The organism is Herbaspirillum sp. DW155 (genome assembly GCF_037076565.1).
Taxonomy (GTDB): domain Bacteria; phylum Pseudomonadota; class Gammaproteobacteria; order Burkholderiales; family Burkholderiaceae_D; genus Herbaspirillum.
In genome coordinates, this window is record NZ_AP029028.1 from 4,725,901 (window position 1) to 4,742,777 (window position 16,877).

Sequence of the window (16,877 nt, forward strand, 5' to 3'; positions counted from 1 at the left end):
GAGGCGCACCATGACCGACAAAACCGATTACGTGCGACGCCTGGGCGACAACGCCCTGGTGCTCTCGCAACGCCTCTCCGAATGGTGCGGCAAGGGTCCGGCACTGGAAGAAGACATGGCCCTCATCAACGTCTCGCTGGACCTGATCGGCCAGGCCCGTCTGTGGCTGGCCTATGCCGCCGAACTGGAGGGTGCGGGCCGCGACGAAGACCAGCTGGCCTTCCTGCGCGATGCCCACCAGTTCCACAACCTGCTGCTGGTAGAGCTGCCCAATGGCAGCTATGCCGACACGCTGGCACGCCAGTTCCTCTTCGACGTATGGCATTACTTCCTGCTGGAGGGTCTGTGCGACAGCCGCGATGCCCGCATCGCCGAGATCGCCCAGAAATGCTTCAAGGAAGTGACCTATCACGTGCGCCGCAGCACCGACCTGATGATCCGCCTGGGCGACGGCACCGGGGAAAGCCATCGCCGCATGCAGGATGCCATCGATGCGCTGTGGATGTACACCGGTGAACTGTTCGCCGCCGACGCGCTGGATCAGGTCATGCACGCCAATGGCATCGCGCCGGATCTGGGCGAACTGCAGCAGAAGTGGCAGCAGCACGTCATCGAGGTGATGCGCGAAGCCACGCTGCAACTGCCTGCTGCCGGCCTGTGGATGCAGAGCGGCGGCAAGGCCGGTCGTCATACCGAGCACCTGGGCTATCTGCTGGCGGAGATGCAGTTCCTGCAGCGCGCCTATCCGGGAGCGAAGTGGTGAGCGAGCTCACTGCCTCGGCGCAGGCGCTGCAGGCCCGCATCTGGGCATGGCTGGAAGCCATCCCCGATCCGGAAATCCCGGTCATCTCGGTGGTGGACCTGGGCATCGTGCGCGAGGTCGAGGTATCCGATGAGGATGCCGGGGCCGCGCGCTGCACGGTGGTGATCACGCCGACCTACTCGGGCTGCCCGGCCATGGGCGTCATCGCGCAGGACATCCGCGCTGCACTCAGGCAGCACGGACTGGCCGAGGTGGCCATCCGCACGCAACTGGCACCGGCCTGGAACACCGACTGGATGAGCGAGAAAGGCCGCCGCAACCTGCAGCAATACGGCATCGCACCGCCGGCGCAGCAGGTCATCGACATCCGCGGCATCAGCCTCAGACGCCAGGCCGCGCCCCAGGTGCAATGCCCGCATTGCGGTTCGATGCAGACGGTGTGCGTGAGCCAGTTCGGTTCCACCTCCTGCAAGGCGCTGTACCAGTGCAAGGACTGCCGCGAACCGTTCGATTATTTCAAGGCGCATTGAGCCGCGCTCAATGTTCCAGAACCAAGGCACAACATCATGAACAAATTCTATCCACTGACCATCTCGGGCGTGAAGCAGGAAACGCGCGATACCATCGTGGTCTCCTTCGACGTTCCGCCCGAGCTGCAGGACACCTTCGCCTATGAGCAGGGCCAGCACCTGACGCTGCGCTCGCAGTTGCAGGGCGAGGAGCTGCGCCGTTCCTATTCGATCTGCTCGGCGCGCCAGGACAAGCAGTTGCGGGTCGCCATCAAGCGCGTGCCCGGTGGCCTGTTCTCGAACTGGGCCAATGAATCCTTTGCGCCGGGCCAGCGCATCGAGGCGATGCCGCCCATGGGCCACTTCAACGTGCCGCTGGACCCCTCCAACCGCAAGCACTACCTGGCCTTCGCGGCCGGCAGCGGCATCACGCCGATGCTGTCGATCATCAAGACCACGCTGCTGGCCGAGCCGCACAGCCATTTCATGCTGATCTATGCCAACCGATCCTCGTCCTCGGTGATCTTCAAGGAAGAGTTGACCGACCTGAAGGATACCTACCTCGAACGCTTCAAGGTGGTCTACGTGATGAGCCGCGAACAGCAGGACGTGGAAATGTTCAACGGTCGCATCGACCGCGCCAAGTGTGATGCCTTCTTTACTTCCTGGATCAATCTCAGGGACGTCGACGCGGTCTTCCTGTGCGGCCCCGAAGAGATGGTGCAGGCGGTGACCGAATCGCTGCAGGCGCACGGCATGCCCAAGGCGCAGATCAAGACCGAGCTGTTCGCGGCCGGCACACCGGCGCGCGAGCACGTATCGCGCCCGGTGGTAGGCAAGAAGGAATGCGAGGTCACCGTGATCGTGGATGGCTATCACAACGTCTTCACCATGGACAAGGAAAAGGAATCGGTGCTCGATGCGGGCCTCAGGCACGGCATCGACCTGCGCTATTCCTGCAAGGGCGGCGTGTGCGCCACCTGCCGCTGCAAGGTGGTCGAGGGCAAGGTGGACATGGATGCCAACTACGCGCTGGAAGACTACGAGATCGCGCGCGGCTTCGTGCTGAGCTGCCAGTCCTTCCCGGTGAGCGACAAGCTGCTGCTGGACTTCGACCAGGACAACTGACCATGGGCTACCAATCCATCCTCTTCGAGAACCATGACGGCGTGGCCGTCATCACCCTCAACCGTCCCGACAAGCTCAACAGCTTCACGGTGGCCATGCATCTGGAATTGCGCGAGGCCATCGCCACCCTGCAGGCCGATCCCACGGTGCGGGTGCTGCTCTTGACCGGCGCCGGACGCGGCTTCTGCGCCGGCCAGGACCTGGGCGACCGCGCCGTCAACCCCGGCGACGATGCGGTGGACCTGGGTGAATCCATCGACAAGTACTACGGCCCGCTGGTGAAGTCGCTGCGCGCCCTGCCCTTCCCGGTGATCTGCGCGGTCAATGGCGTGGCCGCCGGTGCGGGCGCCAACCTGCCGCTGGCCTGCGACATCGTGCTGGCAGCGCGCTCGGCCAGCTTCGTGGAAGTGTTCTGCAAGCTGGGATTGATCCCCGACACCGGCGGTACCTACTTCCTGCCGCGCCTGGTCGGTACGGCGCGTGCGATGGGCATGGCGCTGCTGGGCGAGAAGATCAGCGCCGAACAGGCCGAGCACTGGGGCCTGATCTGGAAGTGCGTCGATGACGACAAGCTGATGGAGCAGGCCCGCGCCATGGCCGCGCACTTCGCCCGCGCCCCGACCCGCGGCCTGGCCGCGACCAAGGCCACGCTGTATGCCAGCCCGGCGCATACGCTGAGCGAGCAGCTGGACCTGGAACGCGACACCATGCGCGCGCTGGGCCACAGCCGCGATTACCGCGAGGGCGTGAGCGCCTTCCTGGAAAAGCGCGCACCGCACTTCACGGGCCAATGACATGAGCGAACTTCAGAACAGCTACGCCCTGCCCGCCAGCGCTGCGGTGGCGGTCATCGGCGCCGGCACCATGGGGGCCGGCATCGCCCAGGTGGCGGCACTCGCCGGCCATCCGGTGCAGCTCTACGACAGCCGCGAAGGCGGCGCCGCCAAGGCCATCAGCGACATCCGTGCAAACCTCGACAAGCTGGCCAACAAGGACAAGATCCCTTCGCAACTGGCCCAGGACGCCTGCGAACGGCTGTCGGTCGCAGGCAGCTTGCAAGACCTGCACGGCGCGCGCCTGGTGGTGGAGGCCATCGTCGAACAACTGGCGGCCAAGCAGGAATTGTTCGGCAAGCTGGAAGCCATCGTCGATGCGCAATGCATCCTGGCCAGCAATACCTCCTCGATCTCGATCACCCACATCGGCGCCCCGCTGCGCCACCCCGAACGCCTGGCGGGCATGCACTTCTTCAACCCGGTGCCGCAGATGGGGCTGGTGGAGATCATCCGTGGTCTGGCCAGCGATACGGCCGTGGTGCAATGCCTGCACGACACCGCGCGGGCGTGGGGCAAGGTGCCGGTGGTGGCCCGCTCGACACCGGGTTTCATCGTCAACCGTCTGGCCCGGCCCTACTACGCCGAAGCCCTGCGCGTGCTGCATGAGTGCGGCGCGCAGCCGGCCACCATCGATGCCGTCATGCGTGAAGCCGGGGGCTTTCGCATGGGGCCGTTCGAGCTGATGGACCTGATCGGACATGACGTCAATTTCGCGGTGACGCAATCAGTCTTCCATGCCTACTTCAACGATCCGCGCTTCACGCCCTCGCTGATCCAGCAGGAGCTGGTGCATGCCGGCCGCCTGGGCCGCAAGAGCGGGTATGGCTTCTATCGCTACGGCAGCGGCGCCGAGACACCTCAGCCCGCGACCGAGCCAAGCTTCGATCCGCCCACGGTGCCGCTGCAGTTGTTCGGCACGCATCCGCTGGTGGAAGTGGTACGCGCGCGCTACCAGGGCCGGGTGGAATACTGCCCCCCGCGTGCCGACAATCTGCTGATGAAGGCCGGTCCCGCCCGCGTCTACCTCACCGAAGGCCGTACCGCCACCCAGCAGTCCTACGACTACAACATGCCCGACGTGGTGCTGGTGGACCTGGCGCTGGACTATGCACGGGCCACACGCCTGGGCATCACCCGCGCCGACCAGTGCCGCGACCGCGCCTACCAGGTGGCTGCGGGCGTGCTGCAAGCCTGCGGCTTTGCGCTGTCGCCGATGGCCGACGTGCCGGGCATGGTGGTCATGCGCACCGTCTGCATGCTGGTCAACGAAGCCGCCGATGCGATCAACCAGGGGGTCTGCAGCCGGGCCGACGCCGATCTGGCCATGCAGAAGGGCGTCAACTATCCGCGTGGTCCGCTGGCCTGGGCCGATGCCATCGGCATCGATACGGTCGCCAGCGTCTTGCGCCAGCTCGGTGCCACCTATGGCGAGGACCGCTATCGGCTCTCGCCCCTGCTGCAACGTCTGCAAGCTTCCGGAAGGAAATTCCATGAATGAGACCGCACTGTCTTTCCCATCGAACGAGATGGAGCCGCAAGCCCTGGCCGAAGCCACGGTGCAGGCCATGTACCCGCGCGACAATGCGTCGCAGTCACTGGGGATGAAGATCCTCGACGTCGGCCCGGGCCGCGCCCGTATGAGCATGCTGGTGCGCAGCGACATGCTCAACGGCCATGCCACCTGCCACGGCGGTTTCATCTTCGCGCTGGCCGACAGTACCTTTGCATTTGCCTGCAACAGCCGTAATCTCAACACCGTGGCATCGGGTTGCAGCATCGAATACGTGGCACCGGCCCTGCGCAATGACGTCCTGACCGCCGAGGCGCAGGAACGCACGCTGGCCGGCCGCACCGGCGTCTACGACATCACCGTGAGCAACCAGGACGGCAAGATCATCGCGCTGTTCCGGGGCAAGTCCTATCGCATCAAGGGCGAGGTGATCGCCGCACTGCCGGCGGCACAGCAAGGCCGCGCATAAAAGAACACCGATACCAACAGAGCAACAGAGACAGGAGACCACCATGACCACCCGCACTCCACAACCCGGCGATCTGGAACCCATCGAAACCGCCAGTCGCGACGAACTGCAGGCACTGCAACTGCAACGCCTGAAATGGTCCTTGCAGCACGCCTATGACAACGTGGCGCACTATCGCAACGCCTTCGACCAGGCCGGCGTGCATCCGGACGACCTCAAGAGCCTGTCGGATCTCTCCAGATTCCCCTTCACCACCAAGCAGGACCTGCGCGATCACTATCCCTTCGGCATGTTTGCCGTACCGCGCGAACAGGTGGTGCGGGTGCACGCCTCCAGCGGCACCACCGGCAAGCCGACCGTGGTGGGCTATACGCGCAACGACATCGACACCTGGGCTACCGTCGTAGCCCGCTCCATTCGCGCCGCCGGTGGACGGCGCGGCGACATCGTGCAGATTTCCTATGGCTATGGCCTCTTCACCGGCGGCCTGGGCGCGCACTATGGCGCGGAAAAACTGGGCTGCACCGTCATCCCCATGTCGGGCGGGCAGACCGAAAAACAGGTGCAGCTCATTCGTGATTTCAAACCCAGCATCATCATGGTCACGCCCTCCTACATGCTCAACGTGATCGAGGAATTCCAGCGCCAGGGTCTGGACCCTGCGGCCAGTTCGCTCAAGGTCGGCATCTTCGGCGCCGAACCCTGGACCGATGCCATGCGCCGCGAAATCCAGCAGCGCGCCGGCATCGATGCGGTGGACATCTATGGCCTGTCCGAAGTGATGGGGCCGGGTGTGGCCAGCGAATGCATCGAGAGCAAGGATGGCCCGGTGATCTGGGAAGACCATTTCTATCCCGAGATCATCGATCCCGATACCGGCGAAGTGCTGCCCGATGGCGAAGAAGGCGAACTGGTCTTTACCTCGCTGACCAAGGAAGCGCTGCCGATGATCCGCTACCGCACGCGCGATCTCACGCGCCTCTTGCCGCCGACCTCGCGCTCGATGCGCCGTATCGGCAAGATCACCGGGCGCTCGGATGACATGCTCATCATCCGTGGCGTGAACGTGTTCCCCACCCAGATCGAGGAACTGATCCTGAAGCTGCCGCAACTGGCCCCGCAATACCAGTTGCAGATCGAACGTCACGGCCATATGGACAGCATGAGCGTCTTCGCCGAGCTGCGCGAGGATGCCTCCAACGAACACGTGGAGGCGCTGGAGAAGGAACTGCAGCACAGCATCAAGACCTATGTGGGCATCTCCACCAAGGTGACGGTGGTGCCGGCCGGGATGATCGAACGCACCTCCGTGGGCAAGGCCAAACGGGTGATCGACCATCGCAAGAAGGCTGACAGCGCCGTGGCGTCGGCCCTCCCGGCCTGAGGCACGGCCCGCAAACCCTTGATCCCGGAAGAAAGAGACCTATGCAAGCATTGATCTGTGACGCCATCCGCACGCCCTTCGGCCGCTACGGCGGCGCCCTGGGCGCGGTGCGCGCCGACGACCTGGCCGCCGCGCCGATTCGCAGCCTGATGGAACGCAACCCCGGCGTGGACTGGAGCCGCGTGGACGACATCCTCTACGGCTGCGCCAACCAGGCCGGTGAAGACAACCGCAACGTAGCCCGCATGGCCGGTTTGCTGGCCGGCCTGCCCATCGAGGTGCCGGGCACGACCATCAACCGTCTGTGCGGCTCCAGCCTCGATGCGGTGGGCATGGCCGCGCGCGCCATCAGGTCGGGCGAGGTGCAATTGATGATCGCCGGCGGCGTGGAGAGCATGACGCGCGCGCCCTTCGTGATGGGCAAGGCGGAGTCGGCCTTTGCGCGCAGTGCGGCGATCTTCGATACCACCATCGGCTGGCGCTTCGTCAATCCGCTGATGAAGGCGCAGTACGGTATCGACTCCATGCCCGAGACTGCAGAAAACGTCGCCACCGATTTCAACATCAACCGTGCCGACCAGGACGCTTTTGCGCTGCGCAGCCAGCAGCGCTGGGCTGCGGCGCAGGCGGCGGGCTTCTTTGCGAACGAAATCACGCCGCTGACGATCCCGCAGAAAAAGGGCGATCCGCTCATCGTCACCACCGACGAACATCCGCGTCCGGACACCACCCTGGCCACGCTGGCCAGACTCAAGGGTGTGGTGCGGCCCGATGGCACGGTCACCGCCGGCAATGCTTCCGGCGTCAATGACGGGGCGTGTGCCTTGCTGCTGGCCTCGCCCAAGGCCGCCGACCTGTATCGATTGAAGCCCCGTGCACGCGTGCTGGGCATGGCCACCGCAGGTGTCGCGCCGCGCATCATGGGCTTCGGCCCGGCACCGGCGGCACGCAAGGTGCTGGCGCAAGTCGGCCTGACACTGGCGCAGATGGACGTGATCGAACTCAACGAAGCCTTTGCCGCACAAGGGCTGGCCGTCACGCGCGATCTCGGCTTGCCCGACGATGCGGCGCACGTCAATCCGAATGGCGGCGCCATTGCCATCGGCCATCCGCTGGGCGCGTCCGGCGCACGGCTGGTGACCACGGCCATCAACCAGCTGGAGCGTAGCGGTGGGCGCTATGCGCTGTGCATGATGTGCATCGGCGTGGGACAAGGCATTGCGCTGGTGATCGAACGGGTGGCATAAGACCGGCGAGCTTGAGGCCTGTGGCGGACTTTGCCGACAGGCAACAAGCTCCCGCCAGGCGCTGCACTTCACGAGCTTGACATCGGGATCGGGTAAAATGCCCGGCCACGGCTCCATTCGGCTCCCACGATTCATTTCGCTTCAAGAAACCGTTCGGACTGAGCAGGTCCGAACGGGTGTGGATGCCGATCTTGCCCCCGATACCAACCCGCCGGCCTGCGCGCCGGCCCTTCGCCAGTGCAGCACCATGAGCAAGCAATCCCCCAATGCCTCCGGCCGCCAGCAGAGCCGGGGCAAACCCGCCGCAGAGAGCGCCGCGCAGGCGCATGAGATCCGGCCCGGCCAGTCCATCGAGCTGCTCAAGGAACTCCACATCCTGACGCGCGACGGCAAACTGAACCAGGACAGCCGCCGCAAGCTCAAGCAGGTCTATCACCTCTACCAGTTCATCGAACCGCTGCTGCAGGAAGTGCTGGACGATCATCCCGACGTGAGTCTGGTGGACCACGGCGCGGGCAAGTCCTATCTCGGTTTCATCCTCTACGACCTGTTCTTCAAGGGCCTGGCCGGTGCGCCGCGCATCTACGGCATCGAGACCCGCGAAGAGCTGGTGCGCAAGTCCGAAGAACTGGCCGCGCGCCTGGGCTTTGGCGGCATGTCCTTCCTCAACCTGTCGGTGGCCGACTCGATCACCTCGCCGCGCCTGCCGGAAAAAATCGATGTGGTCACCGCGCTGCATGCCTGCGATACCGCCACCGATGACGCCATCCATTTCGCCCTGGCCAAACAGGCCCGTTTCATCGTGCTGGTGCCGTGCTGCCAGGCCGAGGTGGCATCGGTCCTGAACCGCAACAAGGGCAAGTCGCTGTCCAATTCGCTCACCGAGATCTGGCGCCATCCGCTGCATACGCGCGAATTCGGCAGCCAGGTCACCAACGTGCTGCGCTGCCTGCAACTGGAAGCGCACGGCTACAAGGTCAGCGTGACCGAGCTGGTGGGTTGGGAACATTCGATGAAGAACGAGTTAATCATTGCGCAATACCGCGACCTGCCGCGTCGCCGTCCGGCCGAGCGGCTGCAGGAGGTGCTGCGTACGCTGGGGCTGGAAGAGATGGGTGATCGCTTCTTCGCGCCGCAGGCGGCGTAAGGGCAGCAAACAGGCGCGGGAACGCTTCTTGCACGGCATGGGGAACAGCGTGGCAGGGCTTCAGTTGCCGCCACGCCTGCCGATAAACCTGGATCGGATCACCGCAGCACAAGCAGTCAGGCCGCACGCTAGCCGCGTGGCAGGCTCAATGGAGACCGGGCAACCGGTTTGGGCAAGGGGCCGGCGACACGCCGGAAAATGCAGATGAGCACATGAGAGCCACCATCGATACGGAAGCGCTGATTGCCGACAATGCGCAACTGAGAAGCGAACTGAAGGATCTGCTGCAGCAGGCGCACATCAACCAGTCCATCATCGAGCGCCATCAGGCCTTCGACCTGAAACTGATCGGCGCCAGCGAATTCCGCGAACTGATCGACGTCATCCTGACCGTGATGCCGGGCGTGTTCAGCCTGGAGACGGTGACGCTTTCCCTGATCGATGGCGACTACGCGATCCAGCGCATCCTGCGCGACCTGCAGATCGGGGTCAATGAATTTCCCAAGCTGTTGTTCCTGAAAGACCCGCTGCACTTCATCGATGAAGAGGGCCCGCTGTCGGCCGAAAAGCCGCGCCTGGGGCAGTACAACCCGGCCCTGCACGGGCCGCTGTTCCCGCATTACCAGCCGGTGAGCGTGGCGGTGCTGCCGCTGGTGCGCCAGCACCGGTTGCTGGGCTACCTGTCGCTGGGCAGCGCCTATGGCGAGCGTTTTACGCGCTCCCTGGCCACCGATTTCATCCAGCGCCTGGCGACCGTGGCCGCCATCTGCCTGGAAAACGTCATCAACAACGAGCGCCTCAAGCACATCGGCCTGACCGATCCGCTCACAGGCGTCAACAACCGTCGCTACATCGAGCAGCGCATGCAGGAAGAAGTGGCGCGCAGTCAGCGTGAGCGCTCGGCCTTGTCTTGCCTGTTCATCGACATCGACCATTTCAAGCGCGTCAATGACCAGTTCGGCCACCAGAGTGGCGACGATGTGCTGCGCGAAGTGGCCGCACGCATCAAGAAGGAACTGCGCCTGTCGGATGCGCTGGGCCGCTTTGGCGGAGAAGAATTCGTGGTGCTGTTGACGCACGCCACCCGCGACGATGCCGTGCGCATCGCCGAACGCATTCGCGCCGGCATCTGCAGCCGCGGGGTGATGATCGAAGGCTCGCGCGATCCGTTGCGTATCACCGCTTCCATCGGTGCGGCGTCGCTGTCGCCGCCCGAGCGCAGTCGCCCGGCCGTCGATGTCAAGCAGGCCATGCTCAAGGCGGCCGACCTGGCGCTCTACCAGGCCAAGCAGGGCGGGCGCAACCGGGTCATGCTGGCGGACTGATCAGGCCGTTTGTACCGCCGCCTGGCGGTCACGCACGATCCACGGCGCGGCGATGATGAGCACGCCGCCGATCAGGTCCTGCGGCCGCAGTTCGGCCGCGCCCAGCATCCATGCCGAGAAGGTCGCCACCAGGATTTCGGCCAGCATGATGACGGCCGCGATGTTGGCCGGCAGGCGCGCCACGCCATATTGCAGGCACAGGTTCGAGACCAGGAACAGCCCCGCCCACAGCGCCACCACCGGCCCGGCAGACGCCGACAGAGACAGCGGCCAGGCAATCACGCCGCTGGCCGACAAGACCACACCCAAGAGGCTCGCCAGCAGGCCGCTGGTGGTCAGCATGGCGACGGCGCGGGTGCCGTCGGAGACGCCATGCAGCCGTCGCAACAGCACGTTGGTGAGCGCAAAGAGCAGGCCCGAGAGCACCGCCATCCAGTCCGGCAGGCTCTGCGGAAAAGGCAGACCCAGGCGCGGCTGGTACAGCACGATGAAGGCGCCACCCAGCCCCAGCGCCACGCGCGCCAGCGAGCGCGGGGTGATGGCTTCATGCAGCATCAGCCGCGCCAGGATCACGGTCCATACCGGCATCAGGTAGAACAGCAGGATCACCCGCACCACGTCGCCATAGGCCACGGCCACGTTGAAGGAACAGTTGGTCAGGCCCGTGACCAGCCCCATGCACAGCAGCGCCGGATGGCGCCACAACAGCGGCAGTTCGCGGTAGCGCCGGCTCAGCAGCAGCAGTGCGCAGGCACTGAAGATGGCGGCGGTGGCCCAGACCGGGTGCAGGCCCATGCCTTCCAGCGCACGCGTGCCGGTCCAGGACAGGCCCCAGATGAGGGTATTGATCAGCAGTGCCGCCACGGCGGACTTGGGGAGGTGGTGCATGTTATTTCTCAAACATAGGGAGTGACATCAGCAGAATCTACGTGCAGGTCACTTCCTTCAAATTCTGCGCACAACACCTGTTCATGTTGGCTGATAGCGGGCCGTTCGTCCTGAGTCGCTCCACCGGGGAGTATCGAAGGCGTGCCGGTGATTGAAACTCGGGCGCGCCTTCGATACGCCGCTACGCGGCTACTCAGGACGAACGGAATGTGGAATGCAAAATGCCGTTCAGTGCAGCACTGAACGGCATTGACTTGCAGCACGACTGCTGCCGTACGATCAGCTGCGCTTGGCCTCGGCCTGCAGGCGTTCGTACTTGTCCATCAACTGCTCGCGGCTTTCGCGCCAGGCCGGATTGAAGGGGATGCAGGCCACCGGGCAGACCTGCTGGCATTGCGGTTCCTCGAAATGGCCGACGCACTCGGTGCATTTGTCCGGATCGATCTCGTAGATCTGCGGCCCCATGTAGATGGCCTCGTTGGGACATTCCGGTTCGCAGACGTCGCAGTTGATGCAATCGTCGGTAATCATCAGTGCCATTGCCGCACCTCGCTTGCTTGAAACATCATTGCCCTACCTTTTGTTTCCCTTCCTGTACATCGCCGGTCTCATTGCTTGGCGATCTTTTCCTTGAGCCACTTCTCCACCGAGGGGAACACGAACTTGGAGACGTCGCCGCCCAGCTGGGCGATCTCGCGCACGATGGTGCCGGAGATGAACTGGTACTGGTCAGAGGGCGTCAGGAACAGGGTTTCCACGTCCGGCAGCAGGTAGCGGTTCATGCCGGCCATCTGGAATTCATATTCAAAGTCCGAGACCGCGCGCAGGCCGCGCACGATGACGCGGGCATTGTTCTGGCGCACGAAATCCTTGAGCAGGCCCGAAAAACTTTCCACCTGGACATTGGGATAGTGCCCCAGCACTTCGTTGGCAATGGACAGGCGCTCTTCGAGCGAGAAGAAGGGTTTCTTGTTCTTGCTGTCGGCTACGCCCACGACCAGCTTGTCAAACAATCCGGATGCGCGGCGAACCAGGTCCTCGTGCCCACGCGTCAACGGATCGAAGGTCCCCGGATATACAGCTGTGACCATGGTGTCTCCTCACCGGCTATTGAATCAGAAGGCGCATTATGCCTCAATTTGGGCACTGCTTTTGCGTTGCAATAAATGATAGAAGACCATGCCGGCCTTGTCGGAGCGGACCACTTCCCAATCCTGCATCCATTCGGGTGCATGCTCGCCATCGAGCGCATATTCGGCTTCGGCATACACCAGCCCGGAAGGGGTGAGCAAAGGCATGCACGCCGGCAACACTTTTTCCAGCCAGCCCTGGTGATAAGGCGGATCGATGAATACCAGACCGTAGCCGCCGGGCTCGCGCTGGGCCGCGCTGTGCACCGCGCCGAGGGCGTCGCCGCGGACGATGGCCAGCGTATCAGCCTTGAGCTTGTCGCGGTTGGCTTCGAGCTGGCGCACGGCCGGGCCGCTGTGTTCCACCATCACCACGCGGCGCGCGCCACGGCTGGCGGCTTCGAAACCGAGCGCACCGGAACCGGCGAAGAGGTCCAGGCAGGCGAGCTGATCCCACTGGCCATCGATGAGATGGGTGATCCAGTTGAAGACGGTCTCGCGCACGCGGTCGGGCGTGGGACGCAGGCCTTCGGCATCCAGCACCGGCAGCGGCGTGCGCTTCCACTGGCCGCCGATGATGCGCACCTGGTGCGGACCACGGTTGACGGGCTTGGCCGGCTTGCCGCCCTTGGAGGGCGTGCCTTGGGAGGGAGGACTGCTCTTGCGCATGACTTTCCTTGCTGCTGACGGCGGGGCCGTCGGTTGATCTCAACGGAACGGACTGGGCTTGCCGGCCAGAGACTCCGATCCCCGTTCGTCCTGAGTAGCGGCATCGCCGCGTATCGAAGGCGCACCGTCGGCAGCGCCTTCGATACGGCCCTTCGGGCCTACTCAGTTCGAACGGTTTTTGGGAGATTGACTAAAAACCCTTGGCTCCGATATTCAGTCGCCGGCTTCACCGACGATGACGGTAGACAACTCTTCCGGATGCACATGCCTGCGGAAGGCCGCGCGCACATCCTGCACGCTCACGGCGCGGATGCGTTCGATCCAGTGGTCGAGGTAATCCAGCGGCAGGCCATAGAAGCCGATCACGGAGAGGTTTTCCAACAGCTTGGCATTGCTGTCGATGCGCAGGGCGAAGCCTCCGGCGAGGTTGTCCTTGGCGGCCTTCAGTTCGGCGGCCGTCGGGCCTTCCTGCAGGAATTTGTCCAGCGTGGCGCGGGTCACGCGCAGGGCTTCGGCGGTCTGCTCCTTCTTGGTCTGCAGGCCGATCTGGAAGGGACCGGGCTGGGCCAGCGGCGAGAAATAACTGTAGACGCTGTAGCTCAGGCCGCGCTTCTCGCGCACTTCATCGGTCAGGCGCGAGACAAAACCGCCGCCGCCCAGCACGTAGTTGCCCACGGTCAACGCGAAGAAATCATTGTCGCCGCGCTGAAGGGCCGGTGCACCGATGAGGATGTGCGATTGCGAGGCCGGATGGGCGATACGCTGCTCGCTCCCCTTGGGCGCGGCAACCGGTGGCAGCGCCGGCAAGGCGACACCCTGCGGCAAGTCGCGCGTAAGTGCGGTGGCGATGGCGCGTGCCTGGGCTTCGGTGATGTCGCCGATCATGGCGATGACGGCGCGGTTGGCCACGTAGTGGACGCGATGGAAGGCCAGCAGGTCTTCGCGGGTAATGGCTTGCAGGCTGGCCTCGCTGGCATCGACGGCATAGGGATGGCTGCCGTAGGCGGCTTCCATGAAGGCCTTTTCAGCGATGGCCTCGGGCTTGGTCAGTTCTTCCTTCAGATTGGCGATGACCAGCGCACGGTCACGCTCCAGGCCCGCCTGCGGGAAGGCCGGATGGGCCAGCATGCGGGCCAGCAAGCCCAGCGCGGCATCGCGTTGGGCAGGCGAGGACAAGGTGCGCAGGCTCACGCCGGCGCGGTCCTGCCCGGCGCCGCCATGCTGCTGGGCGGCCACATCGGCAAAGCCGTCGAGGATCTGGGCTTCGGTCAGTGCGGGCGCGCCGTTGGCGGCCTCCACGCCGCGTGTGAGGCTGGCCACGGTCAGCTCGGCCAGGCCGGCCTTGGCGGCGGGGTCCCGACGCTGGCCGGCATCGAACTGCACGCTCACATCCAGCATGGGAATGGAATGATTGGCCACGAACAGCACGCGTGCGCCATCGGGCTGGGTCCAGGACTGGATGGCCAGGGCCGCCGAGGCGGGCGCACTGGTGAGGAAGGCCAGCGGGAGCAGCAGGAGAGAAAAGATTTTTTTCATGGAAAGCTAAGAGTCATGCGTTCTGATCTGTGGATGGCTGGCCGGCCAGCCATTGCAGGATGGGCTGCCATTGTTCGAGATCGCGCTGCACGCGCGAGGGCGCGATATCCCACAGGGTCAGGCCGTGGGCGGCCAGTTGCACGTAGTTCTGGGTGTCGCGCAGATGGCCCAGCACCGGCAGCTTGAGGCCTTCGATGAAGCGTTGCAGTTGCTCGGCCGAGCGGGTGCGCGCATCGACGCGCATGCCGACGATACCGACGTCGATCTCGCCATCACGCACCGCCTTTTCATTGGCCAGGCGGCGCAGGAAATCCTGGGTGGCGAGGATGTCGAAGATCGACGGCTGCAACGGCACCAGGATCTTGTCGGCCAGCTTGAGCGTATCGTTGAGACGCCAGCCATGCAGCCCGGCCGGGGTGTCGAGGACCACGTGGGTGCTGCCCTTGGGGGGCTTGGCCACGTAGTCTTCGTTGATGTCCCAGGTGCTGATGGGGCGGGCCTGCTCCGGGCGAATCGACAGCCAGGCACGCGAGGACTGCTGGCGATCGATGTCGCCCAGCATCACGGCATGGCCGAGGCTGGCGAAATAACCGGCCAGGTTGGTGGCCAGGGTGGTCTTGCCTACGCCTCCCTTGGGATTGGCGACGACGATGACGGGCATGGTTTTCTCCGTGAAGAACAGAAGCCGATCAATCACATCAATCAGATCAATCAGGAACGGGTGAACCGTGTCACCCGGCATTCATCCAGCATTAATGCTCTAGCAATCACCATTAAACCAGCCTTAATGGTGCCGACACGCCTGCATTCAATGCAGCAAGCCCGGCGGCGGCGCGGCGGGCTTCTTGCCGTTCAGCGGCAGCGGGACCAGCGTGGCGACCGTGAGCGTATCGTCCTTGAAGTACTTCTGTGCGACCGCCTGCACCTGGGCGGCGGTCACGCTGTTGAGACGCTCGATGATGCGGTCGATGTTCTTCTGGCCCAGGCCGATGGTTTCCATCATGCCGATTTCCATGGCCTGGCCGAAGACGGAATCGCGCTTGTAGACCTGGGCGGCGATCAGTTGCGTCTTCACGCGCTGCAGTTCCTGCTCGGACACGCCTTCGCTGGCGATGCGCTGCACCTCGGCGCGCAGCAGGCCTTCCAGTTCTTCGGTGGTGACGCCATTGGCCGGGCTGCCTTCCAGCGTGAACAGCACCGGTCCGCGCGCCACGCCGCTGTAGCTGGCGCCGACTGCCGTGGCCTTGCCGCCATTGCGGATCAGGCCGGCCGTCAGGCGGGCATTGTCATAGCCATCCAGCACGGCCGAGAGCACATCGAGGGCGTAAGCTTCCTGATCCGCTTCGACCTTGCGCAGCGCCGGCACTTTCCAGGCCATCACCACGTAGGGATTCTCGGCCGGCGCCTTGACGGTGACGCGGCGCATGCCCAGCTGTTCGGGCTCGTTCTGCGGCTTGCCCCGGGGCACGGGGTGGGACGGGATCTTGCCGAAATATTTCTTCGCCAGCGCCAGCACCCGCTGCGCATCGACGTCGCCGGCCACCACCAGAGTGGCGTTGTTGGGGGCGTACCACTGGCGGTACCAGTTGGCGATGTCCTGCACGTTCATGTGCTGCAGGTCGTCCATCCAGCCGACCACCGGATGGTGATAGGGATGGGCGGTCCAGGCGGCGGCGTTCAGGGCTTCGTTCAACAGGCCCGAGGGCTGGTCGTCGGTGCGCCAGCGGCGCTCTTCCATGATGACGCGGATTTCCTTGGCGAACTCGCTGGCGTCGAATTGCAGGTTGGCCATGCGGTCGGCTTCCAGGGCCATCACTTTTTCGAGATGGCTTTTTTCGATCTGCTGGAAGTAGGCGGTGAAATCATTGGCGGTGAAGGCGTTTTCCTGGCCGCCCAGTTCGGCCACCAGACGGCTGAATTCGCCGACCTTGTGATTCTTCGTGCCCTTGAACATCATGTGTTCCAGCGCGTGCGACACGCCCGTGGTGCCGTTGAGTTCATCGATGCTGCCGACCTTGTACCAGACCATCTGCACCGCCGTGGGGGCGCGGCGGTCTTCCTTGACGACGACCTTCATGCCATTGGCCAGCACGAACTCCTGCGCCGGCTCGGCCCGCACCTGGACTGCCGTGCCGGCGAGCAGGCTCAGCAGGGCGGTGGCCAGGAGGGCTCTGATCTTCGATTTCATGGGCTGTGCTCTGATAAAATGCTGGATTCATTGACCCTGGCGGCCATGCGCGGGTCTTGTGGAGGGGCAATTGTAACCTGTCCACTGCGGTTGTCAGGGCAGCCACGCGCCTGCCGTCCCGCCCTCCCCGCCCCGGCCGCAGCTACCA

General features: G+C 64.4%; 17 protein-coding genes. 10 read left to right on the forward strand and 7 right to left on the reverse strand.

All coding sequences use genetic code 11. The features are described from left to right. Window positions 1-10: 10 nt before the first annotated feature. From paaC to AACH55_RS21560, 10 genes are all read left to right on the forward strand, one after another. Window positions 11-763, forward strand: coding sequence for a 1,2-phenylacetyl-CoA epoxidase subunit PaaC (gene paaC / locus AACH55_RS21515; RefSeq protein ID WP_338716667.1), 753 nt, complete (start codon window positions 11-13; stop codon window positions 761-763). Continuing rightward, window positions 760-1,293, forward strand: a complete 534-nt coding sequence (gene paaD / locus AACH55_RS21520; RefSeq protein WP_338716668.1) for a 1,2-phenylacetyl-CoA epoxidase subunit PaaD — start codon at window positions 760-762, stop codon at window positions 1,291-1,293. The genes paaC and paaD overlap by 4 nt, the downstream gene beginning before the upstream one ends. Window positions 1,294-1,329: 36 nt before the next feature. After that, on the forward strand, window positions 1,330-2,400 hold the full coding sequence (gene paaE / locus AACH55_RS21525) for a 1,2-phenylacetyl-CoA epoxidase subunit PaaE (RefSeq protein WP_338716670.1): 1,071 nt from the start codon (window positions 1,330-1,332) through the stop codon (window positions 2,398-2,400). A gap of 2 nt (window positions 2,401-2,402) precedes the next feature. Then, the gene (gene paaG, locus AACH55_RS21530; protein ID WP_338716671.1) at window positions 2,403-3,194 is read left to right on the forward strand and encodes a 2-(1,2-epoxy-1,2-dihydrophenyl)acetyl-CoA isomerase PaaG; all 792 of its coding nucleotides are present in this window, start codon (window positions 2,403-2,405) and stop codon (window positions 3,192-3,194) included. A gap of 1 nt (window position 3,195) precedes the next feature. After that, window positions 3,196-4,734 carry a 3-hydroxyacyl-CoA dehydrogenase gene (locus AACH55_RS21535; protein WP_338716673.1) on the forward strand — a complete coding sequence of 513 codons (1,539 nt, stop codon included), beginning with the start codon at window positions 3,196-3,198 and terminating at the stop codon, window positions 4,732-4,734. Beyond that, window positions 4,727-5,215 (forward strand): hydroxyphenylacetyl-CoA thioesterase PaaI, encoded by a 489-nt coding sequence (paaI, locus tag AACH55_RS21540; RefSeq protein WP_338716674.1) that lies wholly within the window; start codon window positions 4,727-4,729, stop codon window positions 5,213-5,215. Before AACH55_RS21535 ends, paaI begins: the two co-directional genes overlap by 8 nt. 43 nt (window positions 5,216-5,258) lie before the next feature. Beyond that, window positions 5,259-6,599: a phenylacetate--CoA ligase PaaK gene (gene paaK, locus AACH55_RS21545; RefSeq protein ID WP_338716676.1), complete on the forward strand. Its 1,341-nt coding sequence runs from the start codon at window positions 5,259-5,261 to the stop codon at window positions 6,597-6,599. 41 nt (window positions 6,600-6,640) lie between these two features. Further along, entirely contained in the window at window positions 6,641-7,846 is a 1,206-nt protein-coding gene (gene pcaF / locus AACH55_RS21550; protein ID WP_338716677.1) for a 3-oxoadipyl-CoA thiolase, read from the forward strand. 247 nt (window positions 7,847-8,093) lie between these two features. Then, window positions 8,094-8,993: an SAM-dependent methyltransferase gene (locus tag AACH55_RS21555; RefSeq protein WP_338716678.1), complete on the forward strand. Its 900-nt coding sequence runs from the start codon at window positions 8,094-8,096 to the stop codon at window positions 8,991-8,993. A 212-nt stretch (window positions 8,994-9,205) separates the two neighbouring features. Beyond that, on the forward strand, window positions 9,206-10,318 hold the full coding sequence (locus AACH55_RS21560) for a sensor domain-containing diguanylate cyclase (protein WP_338716679.1): 1,113 nt from the start codon (window positions 9,206-9,208) through the stop codon (window positions 10,316-10,318). Here the strand turns inward: AACH55_RS21560 and AACH55_RS21565 are convergent, their stop codons facing one another. From AACH55_RS21565 to AACH55_RS21595, 7 genes are all read right to left on the reverse strand, one after another. Then, window positions 10,319-11,206: a DMT family transporter gene (locus tag AACH55_RS21565; protein WP_338716680.1), complete on the reverse strand. Its 888-nt coding sequence runs from the start codon at window positions 11,204-11,206 to the stop codon at window positions 10,319-10,321. 279 nt (window positions 11,207-11,485) lie between these two features. After that, window positions 11,486-11,746 (reverse strand): YfhL family 4Fe-4S dicluster ferredoxin, encoded by a 261-nt coding sequence (locus tag AACH55_RS21570; protein ID WP_034330680.1) that lies wholly within the window; start codon window positions 11,744-11,746, stop codon window positions 11,486-11,488. A gap of 68 nt (window positions 11,747-11,814) precedes the next feature. Continuing rightward, window positions 11,815-12,297, reverse strand: coding sequence for a pantetheine-phosphate adenylyltransferase (coaD, locus tag AACH55_RS21575; RefSeq protein WP_006461533.1), 483 nt, complete (start codon window positions 12,295-12,297; stop codon window positions 11,815-11,817). A gap of 36 nt (window positions 12,298-12,333) precedes the next feature. Continuing rightward, window positions 12,334-13,005 (reverse strand): 16S rRNA (guanine(966)-N(2))-methyltransferase RsmD, encoded by a 672-nt coding sequence (rsmD, locus tag AACH55_RS21580; protein WP_338716686.1) that lies wholly within the window; start codon window positions 13,003-13,005, stop codon window positions 12,334-12,336. Window positions 13,006-13,218: 213 nt separating this feature from the next. Next, window positions 13,219-14,541, reverse strand: a complete 1,323-nt coding sequence (locus AACH55_RS21585; RefSeq protein WP_338716688.1) for a pitrilysin family protein — start codon at window positions 14,539-14,541, stop codon at window positions 13,219-13,221. A 13-nt stretch (window positions 14,542-14,554) separates the two neighbouring features. Further along, entirely contained in the window at window positions 14,555-15,202 is a 648-nt protein-coding gene (locus AACH55_RS21590; RefSeq protein WP_338716690.1) for a ParA family protein, read from the reverse strand. Window positions 15,203-15,349: 147 nt separating this feature from the next. Beyond that, complete coding sequence (locus AACH55_RS21595; protein ID WP_338716692.1) at window positions 15,350-16,729, reverse strand: pitrilysin family protein; 1,380 nt, start codon at window positions 16,727-16,729, stop codon at window positions 15,350-15,352. Window positions 16,730-16,877: the final 148 nt, after the last annotated feature.